This is a genomic window from Paenibacillus sp. FSL L8-0644 (genome assembly GCF_038008165.1).
Lineage (GTDB): Bacteria > Bacillota > Bacilli > Paenibacillales > Paenibacillaceae > Paenibacillus > Paenibacillus polymyxa_D.
In genome coordinates this window covers 299,018-314,194 of the sequence record NZ_JBBOYN010000001.1, presented here as the reverse complement: position 1 = coordinate 314,194, position 15,177 = coordinate 299,018, and the positions used below count along the sequence as shown (strand labels likewise).

Genomic DNA, 15,177 nt, shown 5'->3' with positions numbered 1-15,177 from the left:
ATGAAACTGAAAATAAAGCTTCCTCTTTTGTTCCTGCTGATGTTAATAACATTCATGTTTTCTATTGGAATGTACCTGAAGCTTGTCTTTGCAGTATATTCCCCTATACGCAGTTCATTGCTGGACTCGCGATATATAGCATTGCTCCTGCCCATATTTGCAATTGCCTGTTTCATATTTATTATTCTAATTATCTATATTCATTTTTGCATAGAGAAACCCATTCAGCTTCTGAATACCAGGCTTGAAGAAGTAAATATTGTACATCCACTGCCTCCGCTAGCTCTGAGAAGTAATGACGAGATCGGAGAACTTTATAAACACTTCAATAAGATGGAGCACCGGCTTCAACTCGCGCACAAAGAGCAGATCGATATGATCGCGGCAATTGCCCACGACTTGAAAACACCCTTGACATCTATTAATGGTTTTACTGAACTGCTGGCTACGCACAAGGATTTACCAGAAACTGAAAAGCAGGAATATTATGATTTGATTCAAAAGAAGTCAGGATATATGGTTGAACTCATCAATGATTTTTCCAGCTTCACCAAAGAAAAATTGGAGTTGGAATCTATGGTAGCTACACCTGTAAAAGCATCAAAATTATTTGAAAACATTGCCCTTGAATATGAGTATGAGTTGGCAGGACTTGACAACGAGCTTACTTGCCGCCATTCATTTACGGAAAATATATTGCTGATGGTCAATGAACCGATGATACGTCGGGTTTTCGGCAACCTCTTTAGTAATGCTGTAAGATATGGAGGGAAAAGTAAGCTGAAAGTGTATATGACCGGATACCCGCTAGGACAGTATGCCTTTTTTCAAATCGAGGATAATGGAATTGGAGTGCCGGAAAAGGATATATCTTCTCTGTTCCTCAAATTTTTCACTGTGAATAAATCGCGGCAAATCCAAAAGGGCGGACTGGGGCTGGGGCTTGCAAGCTGTAAATCCATTATTGAACATCATAGGGGCGAAATTTGCGCCTACCCTTCCGAATATGGCGGTTTGGGGATAAGATTCAGTCTTCCCTTGGCCGCACAACACTGATTTTATTTGTGCACATTTTCTTTTACTACAGGAGTTAAAGGCTACTGCCAGGTGTGAACACCCAGGCAGCAGCCTTTTTTATTTTTTCAGCGGTTTATAGTTTTTTATATTCTCTTTACAAACATTTATTTTTCTTTTAACGAAGCTTTATCTTTGTGTTGTAAAAATTACTTGTAGTAAAAAAAACTACAATCACTAGAACTGGAAAAGGAGGATGTTACAATGTCAATTGAGTTCAGCCGTTGGCCCAATCACTACATGATGTCATACCAAGTCACCAAAGCTTTAGGTATGGCAAGCCTCGGTGCTACGGACGTCACCGAGATCTACGAGGCCTGCAAAAAAATCGACCCCGATGACAAGGACACGTGGCACAGGGAATGGCTCATAACGGCTCAGGCATTGGAAAGACACGGCAAGGAGGCCGAAACGGCTGGAAACTGGTATACAGCACGAAACTGCTACATTCGTGCCTGCAATTACTACAGAATTGCGGAATATTCGGTGATGGATGATGACACCGAGAAAATCCGTGTATTTAAGAAAGTAAATGAACTCTTCGAAGCTGCCGGAAAGTACTTCGATGTCCAACCGGAGAAGATCCAAATCGATTACGAAGATGTCAAGCTGGATGGTTACTTCTTCTCCCCTTCCTGGATAAAAGGTCCGAAGCCGACCCTTTTTGCTCTCAACGGTGGCGACGAGTGGTCCATTGAAAACTATTTCTGGCTAGGTCCCGCTTTTATTTCGTGTGGATATAACTTTCTGGTCTATGACCAGCCTGGCACCGGCCTCTCGCTGTACGAAAAGGGAAAAGGAAGACGAGCGGACAGTGAGGCTTTCCATTCCCGAGCAATCGACTTTCTTCTAACGCGGCCGGAAGTCGATCCCGATAAGATTATCGTGCACGGTGAGAGTTTTGCAGCTTACGACTCTTTGCGATTCGCTTCGTTCGATCACAGGATTGCTGCCGTCATCTCCGACGGCGGTACGCACGCCTTTGATTGGGATGCAATGCTTAAATGGATGCCATCGAGTCTGGCCGCACATGGCATGAGAATTCTGGGGGCAAAAAGCTTGGAGGACTTTGCGGGTAATCCGCGTTTTGCCTATGATCTTGAGGGCGTGCTCCACCAGATAGAATGTCCGCTTCTTGTAATGCACGGAGCGGAAGAGATATTGGTTCAGCCAAATCCGCTGACACAAGCCTTGAAAAATTATGAGCAAGCGGGTTCGAAAAACAAGACGTTCTTCCCGATAGAGGATAGACGACTTGGCGGATTAGAACACTGTCAGGTAGACAACATCAACGTGCTGCATGAGGTAGCGCTGAATTGGCTCTGCTCAATTGGGCTTGGGCCAGCCGCACCTCGCCCTGAGTGATTGCCAAGACGTCATAACGTAAAAGTCTATTTCACTCGCATTCTCCTTTCGTAGTTTTGAATATGAGTCAATCGTTTCTTCTGTTGTGTCTAGATTAACAAATAGTACAGAAGAAACTTCAATGGACTGGCGTAGATAGTATGTTGATGACGTAAACAGCATGAAATACGAGTACATTTCCGTCCGGACAACTAAAAGAGGGTGTCGCAAATCAGCTGTAAATTAGCTGTTTCGCGGCACCCTCCATTCATTTGGGCATGCCTCTCTGATGATTCATAATATTCACGGCAATACATCATCTGAGTATACCTCAAGCAGGTTATTAATATAATTTCTGCTCACGGGAAGATTGGTAATCTCATGACCATTAAAAATATCGACGTTCCTTGCTTGTTTATAAGGCCCCCACAGCGCTTGATGCTTTTTCTGCATCTGGTCACCTTCCTCCCCGGCCACGGGTCATCCCGTGCCTACTTGACCGCCTTGGATATGATCTGATTCAACTTTTCAATAGTTGCCGCAGCATCCTGCTTGCCCAAGAACATCAGGTCGATGGTCTCCGTGATATCCGAGTTCAACCCCGGCACCTGAGCATCATAGGCCAATGCAGATCCATGAGCATGCCCTATGTTACGTCCCTCGGTCAAATAGCTTGAATGCTCAATGGTCGCCTTTTTCATAATGCTCTCATCTGCGGCAGCAAGCGTACCCATGGCATTCCCACCTTCAACCAGCCGCGCCTCCTGCCCCTTCACAGAGACGTAGAATGCTGCCAGCTTCATGGCCTCTTGCACATGCGGACTATTTTTATTTACAGCTACATAGGCAACCGGAATGGCAACGGGCTCATTCTTTCCGCTATTGGATGGCCAGTAGATATAATCAAAGTCGAGGCTTTTATTTTGATTAAACAAGGGCTCCAGCCATCTTCCCGCCGCCAGCATACCGACTTGATTGGACATGAACATCGCGTCAGCCCCTTGCCCTTTGGGAAGTGATCCGAGATATACGGCATTTCCCCTTTTCACCATATCGTACATAAAACTGAAGGCTTCCTTGCCCTTTTCATTGTGGTCCAGCACATATTTGCCTTGTTCATCAAAAATCTGACCGCCATTCGACCACACCCATGAATACCAGTGAGCCCACCAGTTTTCCGCAATATAACCCTGTTTTCCGGCTGCCTTCAGCTTGGAAGTAGCCTCCTCAAAGGCATCCCAGTTCCACTTGCCTTCGTCATAGTATTCTTGCGGCGTCTTCACGCCTGCTTCCTTGAATACCTTTTTGTTGTAATACATGACCATCGGGTTTGAGTCGGGAGTGACCCCATAGATTTCCCCATCACGCTTTGCCGGTCCCCACAATCCTTCTGGAAAATCCTCAGCCTTCACATCACTTGCATCACTTTTTAAAAACTCACCCAAAGGCTGTACCTGCTTCGCCCCGATCAAACGCGCAATCGTCGGTTCATACGAATAAAACACATCCGGTCCGCGACTTCCCTGAAGCTGTGTCAACAGCTTTTGCTCATATTGGTCTCCCGGTACAGGCACCAGCTTAACCTCGATATTCGGGTTTTCCTTTTCAAATGCATCGAGTGCCCGCTGATACACCTTTACCTCCGCAGGATTACCCCAAACCTGCATCGTAAGCCGCACTTTTTGCCCGTCTGTGTTCTCTATTTTGGGAGAGGTACTGCATGCCGCTGCAAGTAAAAACAGAACGATGAGGAAAAATCCAATCTTTATCCAGCTCATGTAATCGTCCACTTTAACCGCCTCCTGTAGCTTCACTTGGTTGTATGCCTTCCTATTTTAAAACGCTTACAAAACTTCCCTATCATCATATGTAGAAGGGTGAGACACGATATCCCCATTTTCATTTTCATATAAATTTTCTCTTTTGGAGGACTCTGATATGACAGCGATCAAGGGAAAGTAAAGGCTGCACAACAAAAAAAGAAGAATGCAGATCACCTGCTTCCTTCTTTCGTATTCCTTGAGCTATAATTCAGTTTTCTAAATCTTTATTAGCATCTTTTCAAAAGTATTATAGCCGTTCGTTTCGCCTATATACGTATAACCGCATTGTCTGTAAAACTCGCTAAGCTTGTCATTGCCCGCAATACAGTCTAAACGGATTCGGTCCTTGCCTGTGAAGTGGATACCTTGTTCAATCCATTGCATCAGCTCACGGCCTAGACCCTTCCCGGTGCTATCGCGATCCACAACCAAACGATGCAGATATACTGAGGTTCCTCCCTCAGAATCCGTTTCGTCTAATCCCCACAACTTACGGTCCCATGCACTGGGCTGCTGCTGCAAGATCACTGCGCCTGCCAAGCCTTGATCCTCTGATGCTCGGAAAATAATCACTTCTCCACGTGCAATAGCGCCGCCTAGGTTGTGATCATCTTTTCCTTTTAGTAAGCGTCCCCATTGCGTAGAGCCTTTGCTGTGCAGCCACCTGGCCGTCTTTAAAATTAACTCCTGAACCTGCTCCTGATCTTCAGTGCTTGCCTGAAAAGCCATTAATCCTGGTTTGACGGATGATTCGACAATAGTCATTGATGTCATGCTGCACCTCAGCTCTCTAATTTTCCTTATGTATAAAATATAGCATAAAAAAAGAGCGTCGGTGATCTGGCAGAGCGTTAAAAATATGTATACTACTATACTCTTATCGGTCATTTATGGTGAAAAATGTAACCTTTCTAATCTTTTCAACCGATGATATCCGTATGAGAACAGTTGGAAAGGTTGTGAATGAGGTGCCAAGCCGTAATCCATATCTCCTCAAAAAGATATTTGGCATGAACAAAGAACGTATACTCATTTTCGCGCTGCTGCTGATCCCGGCTATCGCCGCCTTTATTGGAACACGGCCTATGCCTGCACAGTATATTTTGCAAGGAGAAATGCATCCGGTCAAAGATCTTGGCGTTCAGGGAAGCGTGTTTTTTTCGTCTGTTCAAACGGGTATTGCTAACAATCTCCTGGAGCGTTGGAATGTATATTCCAGTGAAAATGTATCCGGGGGTGCGATTAAGTTTGAACCCATTGCCCCTGATGAAGTGGACTCTTATTTGAAGGACCTTTCAGAGACGGACACGCTAAAATATTCTGCTATGCAAGCTGTACATGCAGCGACGGAATTAAGTGTTGACAGCGAAACAGGTGGTGATTCAACACCTTTCTCGAATCTTAGCAAATTGGAAGATGCTCGCTATGCGGAGCTATTGACTCATTTGCAGGATCTTGCAGGGAATTCCTTGGGTCTGATGACAGGCATCGGACTGTATGAGGAAGCCAATAACATCGACTTTTCAGATGGCGGACGTCACAAAATTGCAGGCACTGGCACGATGGAAGAATACGGGGATGTCGGATCGGTCGGTGGGCTGGAGCAAAAACTGCTGGGAGCCGAGGCGGCAAAGGTTGATCTATTTTTCGTACCGGCAGATTATGAATGGTATGGAGAGGAAGGCAACGAAGCAGAGGCTGCCCGAGTCCAAAAGGAACATGGACTCAAACTGCGCATTATCCCCGTAGAAACACTGGAGGATGCTATCGTGTATTTGAAGCAACTAGACTGGGAGGAAGTACATCTTGAATGAATCAGATTCCAAAGCATTTCCATCCAAGACAGCTGGCAGCGTACACCAAGCCTTGCTAGCGATGGGCACTATAGGTGAATTTATTATCCTTATTTTTACGTTAGTGTATATTTACGCAAATGATTTTTATTATGATCATTTATACGAGTTGGAGCAAAAATTTACAGTCTTTAGCTTTGTTCTGTACTACATGTGTTTTGTAACCTATCTGATCTGGCTAGTTCAAGTACATAAAGCCATCCGGCAAAAACATTCCGATTATCCGATTCGTACCGTGGGAGCCATTGCTCGCATGATTCCTTTTATTAACTTGTGGGGATTCTCCAATACATTCACCCATATTTATAGGTACTTTGCGCTCCACCCCGAATTGGAGCGTAAAGCTCGTTATATTCAAAAGATGATTGTTCCGCTATATTTTGTCTGGTTTGGTGAAGGAATTATTAACCGGATTCTTATCTTACATTTCTCCCAAATGGAATCGATGTCCATGTTGTTGGGAGCTATTATGCAAACCACCAGAATGGCCTTCTTTTACTGCATGACACGAATCATTCACAATAGTCTGGTTATGCTGAATAAAAAAGATGAAGAAGGATTGCATTAAAAAACGAGCTGGCCTCCACGGTCAGCTCGTTTCAATTTCTGGTAAAGTATATTACTTCATCCCCAGGATTTAATTCGTCTGTGAAGCAGGTACAATTCGGTATAATCCTGAAGTCTCGCCAGCCGCGGGACGTACTTCCTGGATGACCCAGCCTAATGACAGTACCCGCCCAAGCCGATCATACTCAGCCTTCGTCAGTTCGGATGTAACGGCTTCGCTTCCTTCCTCCAGGGACAGCTCAGGCTCCCGCCCGAACGCAACGGCAATCCACGAACGAATGCCCCGGATCGTATTGTACTTGATCTGATATCCTTCCGTTACCGCGCTGACAAACACCTCCGGCTCTTGGGACGCCAGCCCAGTGACAAGCTCTGTATAATCAAAATCGGATGGTCCGTCCGTTGGCAGCTCATTTTGCTGCACCCGACGGATTAATTCCTCTTGGGACCAGCCTAAAGAGCGTAATGATTCCAGCAAGAGCGCGTCCCATTGGGAAATACGTACTCTTTTCGTCGATTCAGTCATCGTTTTTTGCCTCCTTTGGGTCATGCACATCGTACAACCGATCTTAACCCTAACGGTTAACCGGGTATGCTACATAATGGCCGGGACTGATTTCTCTCAGCTCGGTTGCACTGTTGTTATCCTTGTCCCATACTAATGAACCGTCTGGTTGGGCCAAGCTTCCCCCCAGTCCCTCCCGCTCTCCGACTGCTCTCGGATCAGGCACAGGGATGGAGGACAGCAGCGCCTGCGTATAAGGGTGAGCGGGCTGCTCATACAATTCATCTGCATCGGCTACTTCTACCAGTCGGCCATGGTGCATCACACCGATTCGGTCTGAAATATGCCGCACCATCGACAAGTCATGGGCGATGAACAGGTACGTCAGCCCGAACTCCTGCTGGAGATCCTCCAGCGTGTTAATGACCTGCGCCTGGATGGACACATCGAGTGCCGAAATCGGCTCGTCACAGACGATGAACTCGGGGTTCACGGACAGAGCACGAGCGATGGAAATCCGCTGGCGCTGCCCGCCGCTGAACTCGTGCGAGTAGCGGTACAGATGCTCTCGCTTCAGCCCTACCTTCTCCAGTAAAGCCACTACGGCATCCTTACGCTCACTCCCCTGATGCAATCTGTGAATATCCATCGGCTCACCGATCAGGTCAAGCACGTTCATACCCGGATTAAGAGAGGAATATGGGTCCTGAAAAATGCTCTGAATGCGCCGACGCAGCGGCTTGAGCTGTTTATCGTTCAGCTTGGAAATATCCTGGCCGTCAAAGCGTACCGTACCTTCTGTATAATCGTATAACCGCGTCAGACAGCGTCCAACCGTCGATTTGCCACTCCCTGACTCACCGACCAGTCCGAACGTCTCGCCACGCTTGATTTGAAAGCTCACGCCATCCACCGCCTTGAGTATCTCAGAGCTACGCCCTAACAAATCCTTTGCGGTCACAAAATGCTTCTTAAGCTGGTGTACCTCTACCAAGGGCTGATGCTCGCCCAATACATTATGTGCTTCACTCACCGTCATTCCCCTCCTCTGCATGGCCCGCTTCGGGCGTCTCGTAGACTCCAGCAGGCACGGCGTCTGGCTCGTTCAACCAGCAGGCTGCTCGCTGATCCGGGCGCAGCTCTACCATCGGCGGCCGCTCCACACAGCGGGCAAACGCGTGCGGGCACCGTTCCATGAACGGACAGCCCGATGGCGGGTTCAGCAGGTCCGGCGGCGTGCCCTCAATCGGCACCAGCCGCTCTCGGAAGCCATTCGTACGCTGGGGCACAGAACGCAGCAGGCCCTGCGTATACGGGTGGCCCGGACGATAAAAGATATCGTCCACGCGTCCCTCCTCCATCACCATGCCGCCGTACATCACGATGACACGGCTGCACACCTGGGCGACGACGCCCAGATCATGGGTGATTAGAGCAATCGACATGTCGGATTGCTGCTTTAAAGACTTGAGCAGCTCCAAGATTTGCGCCTGAATCGTCACGTCCAGCGCTGTAGTCGGCTCATCTGCAATCAGCAGCTCCGGGCTGCACGAGAGCGCCATAGCAATCATCACCCGTTGGCGCATCCCGCCGCTGAATTGATGCGGGTATTGGTTCATTCGGCGCTCCGGCTCGGTAATGCCTACTTGTCGCAGCAGTTCTACAGCTGCTTGCGTAGCCGCTTCCTTGCTCAGTCCTCGATGTCTGCGAATCACCTCGACCAGGTGATAGCCCACCTTTTTGACCGGATTCAGCGAGGTCATCGGGTCCTGAAAGACCATCGCAATCTGGTTTCCCCGTATTTTGCGCCATTGCTTTTCCGTCAGAGCGGTCAGACTTTGTCCCCGATAACGGATATCGCCGTTCAGCCGCTTGCCCGGCGGGGCAATCATCGACATGATCGCTTTCGCTGTCACACTTTTGCCGCTGCCGGATTCTCCTACGATTCCTACCGTTTCTCCAGCATCAATATGAAAACTAACCCCTCGAACTGCCTGATTCTCCCCTTCACGAGTGAAAAACGAGACCTCCAGCTGTTCGACGGACAGTAGATGTTCTGTCATTGTGTTTTCGCTCCTTCCTGTCGCTCCTGGAGCCATTTGTAATGGACCTGTACTATGAATCTATGAAACTATGAATCATCGTTTTACTAATTTGGGTTCAAAACCTACACGCAGCACATCTCCCAAAACATTAAAGCTCAACACAGTCAGTAAAATAAGCAATCCCGGAAACAATGCCATATATGGGGCCTGTGCAATATATCCTTGGGCATTATTCAGCATACTGCCCCACGTAGCATTCGGCAGCTGAACCCCAAAGCCGAGGAAGCTCAGTGACGATTCCATCATAATCGCTGAAGCGATATTGTTCGTCGCCCCTACGATAATTACCGGAATCAGATTAGGTACAATGTGCTTCATAATAATACCAAACGTACTTTGTCCCGAAGCTTTGGCGTATAGTACATACTCCCGTTCACGCAACGTCATTGTCTCTGCACGGACCACCCGGGCAATGTTCATCCACATGAGCAAGGCGATAATGACAATGATATTGCCGACGCCCGGCTTCAAAAACACACTCAGCAGCAAAATAACCAAGAAAGACGGAATCGACATGATCAGCTCCAAAACCCGCATAAGCAGATTGTCGATCCATCCTCCAAAATACCCGCTCACAATACCTACCACTGCACCGATACTGGTCGCAATAATCATGGACGCAAAGCCTACCAGCAATGATACACGTCCGCCGTACAGTGCTCTTGTAAAATAGTCCCGCCCATAATCATCCGTTCCAAACCAGTGTGCCGCTCCCGGTGGTTGGAGACGCTCCAGCACGTTCAACTTATTCGGGTCCTGCGGCGATAAAAATGCGAAAATCGCCCCTAACGAGAATACGATCAATAGTATGAGGGCGACGGCGCCCATTTTGCTCGTCATCAGCTCAATCCCGATGTTGCGCCATTTGCTCCGATTCATGAATTCACCTCGTTGATTTAATTCTCGGGTCCGCAATGCTGTACAAGATATCCGCAAGCAGATTACCCAGGATCAGCAGCAGAGCGGAAAATAAAGTAATCCCCATGATGACAGGATAATCCATCCCTTTCACCGCCGTCATGCCCAGCGAGCCAATGCCCGGCCAGGAAAATACCGTCTCCGTCACAATGGCTCCAGCCACCAGGTCCGCAACCGACATTCCGAGCAGCGTAATGATGGGCAGCAGCACATGCTTGAGCACATGTCGAAACAAAACCAGTCTTTTTCCAGACCCAAACGCGTATTGAATCTGCACATACTCTTCCTTGAGCTGCGTAATCGTGCTGGAACGGATGTACCTCACATACACAGACAGAAAGCCGAAGGCCAGTACAAAACATGGTAAAATTCCATGCTTGATCACATCCAGCACCGAGTCCGTACCGATGGTACGCATCCCAGTACTCGGAAGCCAATGCAGATAAATCGCAAACAAATAAATAAGTAAAATACCGAGCCAAAACAGCGGAACAGAAATCCCGATGTACGACATCAGATTAATGAGCTTGTCGATCCAGCGATTCCGATTCGCCGCAGCCGTCAAACCAAGTGGGATGGCAACCAGCACAGCAAGTATGATGGATGCGCCCATTAACCCGGCTGTAGCCGGGAGACGGTCGAGAATCTGATCCAGCACGGGCTGGTGATTAATTAGCGAGTAGCCGAGATCACCCGTTAGACTCTTTTTAAGCCATAATATGTACTGCACGTAAGCGGGCTGGTCCAGCCCCAAGCTATGCCTCATTCGTTCAATGTCTTCCAGATGCATATTCGGTGTAACAAAAGAGAGAACCGGATCACCTGGGGCCAGCTTGATCAAGCCGAAGCAGACGATGGACACAAAAAATAGCATCGGTATAACTTGCAGCAACCTTCTGGCGATGAGTTGTCTCATACGTTTCCCTTCCCCTTGCTGTTTTCGAAAAAAATAAGCTGGTTAGCCCAGCTTATTTTTGAAAACCCTGTCTTATTTGTGATAAATTTTGGACAAATCCTCGAAAATCACGACCGGCTTCAGCACAGCCTGATCAATACCGCCATACTGCTTGTCGAAAGCTACAATAGTCTTGGTGTAAGCAATCGGATAGATGACAGCATCCTCAGCCAGCAGCTCTTGTACCTTTTTATAAATTTCGCCACGTTTAGTCGTATCCGACTCACCCGCGCCCTCTTCCAGCAGCTTATCCACTTCTTTATTTGAATAATGCGAATAGTTGGAGGATGATCCGGTGCTATACAAAATACGATACGCGTCAGGGTCATACCCCATGATGTAGCCGCTGATCGCCAGATCAAAGTCCTTGGCATTCGTATCGACGAACTTTTGCGACCATGCCGATGAATCCATGCTGTTCACGTCCAACTGAACGCCTATGTCCTTGAGCTTCTGCTGGATATAGAGTGCTTGTGCTTCCTGTACCTTGTTGCCGCCCGGAATGATAATGCGCAGCTTCAGTCCTTCAGCGCCAGCCGATTTCAGCAGCTCTTTTGCCTTGTTCACATCATTATTGAAAAATGCAACGTCGTTCGTGTGATACAGCACATCCTGTGTCAAAGCAGATTTCGCAGTGTCTGCATAATCCTTGGAGCCATAGGAAACTTGAATCAACTCATCCTGATTTAATGCATAAGAAAGCGCCTGACGCACTTCTTTTTTGTTCAGCTGCTTCGTATCACTATTTTCATTAAACATCAGATAAGCTAAGCGACCTTCGCTGTAAGGGAAAATGTCAAACTTATCTGTTGCTTTAATGGTCTCCACATTTTGCGGATCGAGATAATTTACATTAATCTCACCATTTTGAAGGGCCAAATTCGCAGCATTTGAATCTTTAACAATTCGGTATGTTACTGAATCCAGATGCGGCTTTCCGCCAACATAGTTATCGAACCGTTCGAGTGTAACGTACTCACCGGTTTTGTACTCTTTAAATTTGAAAGGACCTGATCCAACCGGAGAGTTGTTTTTTATACTTTTCTCAATATCCGCTTCATTCTCGAAAATGTGCTTCGGAATCGGGGATACCTGTACCAGTGCTGCCTCAAAAGCAGGAGCTGGCTGAGGAAGCTTGAAATCCACCGTTGTATCATCAACCTTGCTCGCCTGAACCGGTTTGCCATTAACCATAAAATTACTTCTCAAAAAGCTGTGCTGCTTCTCATCCAAAATTTTGTTAATGGTGAAAACAACATCGTCAGCTGTCAGCTTCTCGCCATCATGCCAAGTCAGATTTTTTTTCAGTTTTAGTGTATAAGTCAGCTTGTCTGCTGAAGGAGTCAGACTGTCTGCCAAATAAAATGTCTTTTTGCCATTGTTCACTTGAAATAATGGTGCGAATATCGCCTGGTCTATCGTCAGACTTACCCGATCACCCGCATAGTTCGGATTCAGCACCACCGGATCAGCTTGTACGCCAATGATCAGGCTGCCGCCGTCTTTTGGCTGTCCGTTATCAGCTGTTGTGGTAGCTGTACCGGGTGTATTCCCATTCGTCTCAGACGTAGATCCAGAATTCCCGCCGGAGCATGCACTTACAACCAACATCAATACAATGAATACCAATACACCAGTCAAATTACGACGCATCGCTCTAGCCCCCGTGTCCTCTTAGTATGTAATAAATTTATTATAAATCGGAATAGTCGGATTTACAATCGGTCAAAAACTGTTTATTCCCCTTGTCATTAGCATTCCAGACATTATGTGATCGAATCTAGAAAAAAGACACCCGTTAAGGGTGTCCTCAGAGTATCCACAAACTGATTAGTGCCAGGATGGCAGGCAGACCTTGCTTTAATAAAATAGACTTATTGGCAGTTAATGCACCATATACCGCAGCCACTACCACACAAATGACAAAGAATAATTGGATTTGCCGCCCGATTACAGGTTCCGGATAGAACAAGCCCCACACCAATCCGGCTGCCAAAAAGCCATTGTACAGCCCCTGATTTGCTGCCAGGGATTTGCTTGCTTCCGCCAGCTCCTTCGAGGTCCCGAACGTACGCATCGCCCGCGGAGTCGTCCACAGAAACATTTCCAATATTAGAATGTACACATGTTCCAGAGCTACAATTCCGACCAATATTGAACTAAGTAAGCTCAAGGTATGTTCCTCTTTTCCACATAAAGTTACTATGAGGTGATTTTTAGATCGATCCTCAAAAAGTATAGTTCATCTTCCAAAAACAGTAAAGAGACCGAACCTTAGGCCCGGCCTCATTTCTACATGAAGCCTTACATCGTTCTCGCGAAATCCAACAAAGCTTTGGACATGCTGTTGATCTCGTCCGTAGATGCATTCACTTGCTGAGTTAGGGCGGCTTGTGTCTGTGTCAGCGTAGACATGTTCCCGATATTGTGCAAAATCCGCTCGATGAGTGTCTTCATTTCGTCCAGACTGGTCTCGATATTTCCGGTCGCATCAGCACTGTGAATAGCGAGTTTTCTCACTTCATCTGCGACTACCGCAAAACCCCGCCCCTGCTCGCCCGCACGCGATGCCTCAATGGCAGCATTCAGACCCAGCAGATTCGTTTGATTTGCAATCTCTTTAATGAAGTTGGAAATGTTTTGTGTCTCTTCTGCACTGACTTTGGCTTGATTCGCTGCGTCTGTCGATTGCTCCTGAGCCGTAGCCAGCTCCTGCGCCTGGTTACTAACCGAATTAACACCATTCACCATTTCCGTAATGGAATCGGAGAGATGCTGGATCTTGAGCGTGAGTTCATCCGCAATAGCCTGCTTTTCCTTTTCTATTGTAATGTCACGAATGGTACCCGCAATCCGAATAGGCACTCCCTTGCTATCGCGCAATGTTTTTCCACTGCAATAATACCAGCGATGCTCACCATTCTTACGCACCAAACGACATTCCATTTCATAAGGTGTGCGCCCTGTATAATCATTTAAATGATCATTCAAAACTTTAATCGCCATTTCGGCGTCCTCAGGATACAGAATTGAAGCCCAACTGCTAAGCTTGCTTGGGAAATCTTGCTCATCCTTAAAGCCCAGCGTAGCCCGGAATTGCGGTGACCACCAAAATATACTATCCGGATTCTCAATGTCTCCTCCAATAATGTTTACATCGTAAGGAGCCTCCACCAAAACACGATTAATGAGATCGTATCTTGTAACCAATGCCTGAAGCTCCTCAGACTTAATCTTCTGATCGTGCACATCCAACAGAGCGCCTGCAATCCGAAGCGGCACTCCCTGCTGGTCACGGATCGTCGTTCCGGTAGCCCGGAACCAACGATATTCTCCATGCTTCAGCCTCAAACGATACTGTACGTCATAAGGGGTCTTTCCCGTAAAGTCCAGTAAATGATCAGACAATTCTGCCAAAGACCTGTCATAATCTTCGGGATGCAGCCGAGATGACCAGCTATCTAATACATTAGGGAAGTCCTTTTCGCTCTGATACCCCAGCATAGAACGGAATTCTTCTGACCATGTGAACGTATTACTTGGATTGACAGGATCACCCGCAATGACCTCCATGTCCCATAAGCCAATCTCTATAGCCTTGGTAACAAGCTTCAAACGGATATCAACATGTTGAGCATCATTTTTCATGGACTCTATCGCTTGGTTAACATTGTTTGCGATTTCTTGAACCTCAGGAGAAGCTGAGGAAACCTGTATTGCAGCAGAATAATCTTTTTGCTGTATTCTTTGTGAAAGTTTGCGGCTTTCTTCTACTAAAGGAGCAAGTGATTGAGACTCATTTTTCTTGAGAAACATATATGATCTTCCCTTCTAAGCCAATATATAAAACGGTATAATTTAATATCGGAATTTTATTAAGAATCATTATAATTAAATCTTTAATTACATAGGCATTAAGACTTATTTTTCATGTCCATATACCTATAATTCCATACAGAAAACATCGAAAAATGTCGAAAAGGAAGAATTCTAACAAGTCTGGAAACAGAAAGAGCACCTTTGCATTACTGTG

The 15,177-nt window shown here is 46.8% G+C and carries 15 protein-coding genes; 4 read left to right on the top strand and 11 right to left on the bottom strand.

What is annotated here, in order from left to right:
• Together NSS94_RS01330 and NSS94_RS01325 are read left to right on the top strand one after the other, a co-directional pair.
• Positions 1–1,056 (top strand): HAMP domain-containing sensor histidine kinase, encoded by a 1,056-nt coding sequence (locus NSS94_RS01330; RefSeq protein WP_341038382.1) that lies wholly within the window; start codon positions 1–3, stop codon positions 1,054–1,056.
• Positions 1,057–1,278: 222 nt separating this feature from the next.
• Positions 1,279–2,439, top strand: a complete 1,161-nt coding sequence (locus NSS94_RS01325) for an alpha/beta hydrolase family protein (protein ID WP_307353774.1) — start codon at positions 1,279–1,281, stop codon at positions 2,437–2,439.
• Positions 2,440–2,721: 282 nt separating this feature from the next.
• On the opposite strand, the gene NSS94_RS01320 is transcribed toward NSS94_RS01325, so the two are convergent.
• The 3 genes from NSS94_RS01320 to NSS94_RS01310 all read right to left on the bottom strand — a co-directional run bounded on the left by NSS94_RS01320 (position 2,722) and on the right by NSS94_RS01310 (position 5,015).
• Positions 2,722–2,871 carry a hypothetical protein gene (locus NSS94_RS01320; RefSeq protein WP_322252990.1) on the bottom strand — a complete coding sequence of 50 codons (150 nt, stop codon included), beginning with the start codon at positions 2,869–2,871 and terminating at the stop codon, positions 2,722–2,724.
• A gap of 38 nt (positions 2,872–2,909) precedes the next feature.
• Positions 2,910–4,208, bottom strand: a complete 1,299-nt coding sequence (locus NSS94_RS01315) for an ABC transporter substrate-binding protein (RefSeq protein WP_318628171.1) — start codon at positions 4,206–4,208, stop codon at positions 2,910–2,912.
• A gap of 249 nt (positions 4,209–4,457) precedes the next feature.
• Positions 4,458–5,015 (bottom strand): GNAT family N-acetyltransferase, encoded by a 558-nt coding sequence (locus NSS94_RS01310; protein ID WP_341038380.1) that lies wholly within the window; start codon positions 5,013–5,015, stop codon positions 4,458–4,460.
• Positions 5,016–5,179: 164 nt separating this feature from the next.
• Here NSS94_RS01310 and NSS94_RS01305 point away from each other — a divergent pair, with 164 nt between their 5' ends.
• A complete protein-coding gene (locus NSS94_RS01305; protein ID WP_341038378.1) occupies positions 5,180–6,055 on the top strand; it encodes a hypothetical protein in 876 nt (291 codons plus the stop codon).
• On the top strand, positions 6,048–6,662 hold the full coding sequence (locus tag NSS94_RS01300) for a hypothetical protein (protein ID WP_341038376.1): 615 nt from the start codon (positions 6,048–6,050) through the stop codon (positions 6,660–6,662). The genes NSS94_RS01305 and NSS94_RS01300 overlap by 8 nt, the downstream gene beginning before the upstream one ends.
• 69 nt (positions 6,663–6,731) lie before the next feature.
• Here NSS94_RS01300 and NSS94_RS01295 read toward each other — a convergent pair whose 3' ends face one another.
• The 8 genes from NSS94_RS01295 to NSS94_RS01260 all read right to left on the bottom strand — a co-directional run bounded on the left by NSS94_RS01295 (position 6,732) and on the right by NSS94_RS01260 (position 14,960).
• Positions 6,732–7,187: a hypothetical protein gene (locus NSS94_RS01295; protein WP_341038374.1), complete on the bottom strand. Its 456-nt coding sequence runs from the start codon at positions 7,185–7,187 to the stop codon at positions 6,732–6,734.
• Between the two features lie 49 nt (positions 7,188–7,236).
• A complete protein-coding gene (locus tag NSS94_RS01290; protein ID WP_341038372.1) occupies positions 7,237–8,205 on the bottom strand; it encodes an ABC transporter ATP-binding protein in 969 nt (322 codons plus the stop codon).
• Entirely contained in the window at positions 8,192–9,229 is a 1,038-nt protein-coding gene (locus NSS94_RS01285) for an ABC transporter ATP-binding protein (protein ID WP_341038369.1), read from the bottom strand. The genes NSS94_RS01290 and NSS94_RS01285 overlap by 14 nt, the downstream gene beginning before the upstream one ends.
• A gap of 75 nt (positions 9,230–9,304) precedes the next feature.
• On the bottom strand, positions 9,305–10,150 hold the full coding sequence (locus tag NSS94_RS01280; RefSeq protein WP_013308329.1) for an ABC transporter permease: 846 nt from the start codon (positions 10,148–10,150) through the stop codon (positions 9,305–9,307).
• Positions 10,151–10,154: 4 nt separating this feature from the next.
• Positions 10,155–11,105, bottom strand: a complete 951-nt coding sequence (locus tag NSS94_RS01275; protein ID WP_029516889.1) for an ABC transporter permease — start codon at positions 11,103–11,105, stop codon at positions 10,155–10,157.
• A gap of 72 nt (positions 11,106–11,177) precedes the next feature.
• Positions 11,178–12,797 carry an ABC transporter substrate-binding protein gene (locus NSS94_RS01270; RefSeq protein ID WP_341038366.1) on the bottom strand — a complete coding sequence of 540 codons (1,620 nt, stop codon included), beginning with the start codon at positions 12,795–12,797 and terminating at the stop codon, positions 11,178–11,180.
• 157 nt (positions 12,798–12,954) lie between these two features.
• Entirely contained in the window at positions 12,955–13,317 is a 363-nt protein-coding gene (locus tag NSS94_RS01265; protein ID WP_013308326.1) for a DUF1304 domain-containing protein, read from the bottom strand.
• A gap of 131 nt (positions 13,318–13,448) precedes the next feature.
• Positions 13,449–14,960, bottom strand: a complete 1,512-nt coding sequence (locus NSS94_RS01260; RefSeq protein ID WP_029516892.1) for a methyl-accepting chemotaxis protein — start codon at positions 14,958–14,960, stop codon at positions 13,449–13,451.
• Positions 14,961–15,177 lie beyond the last annotated feature (217 nt).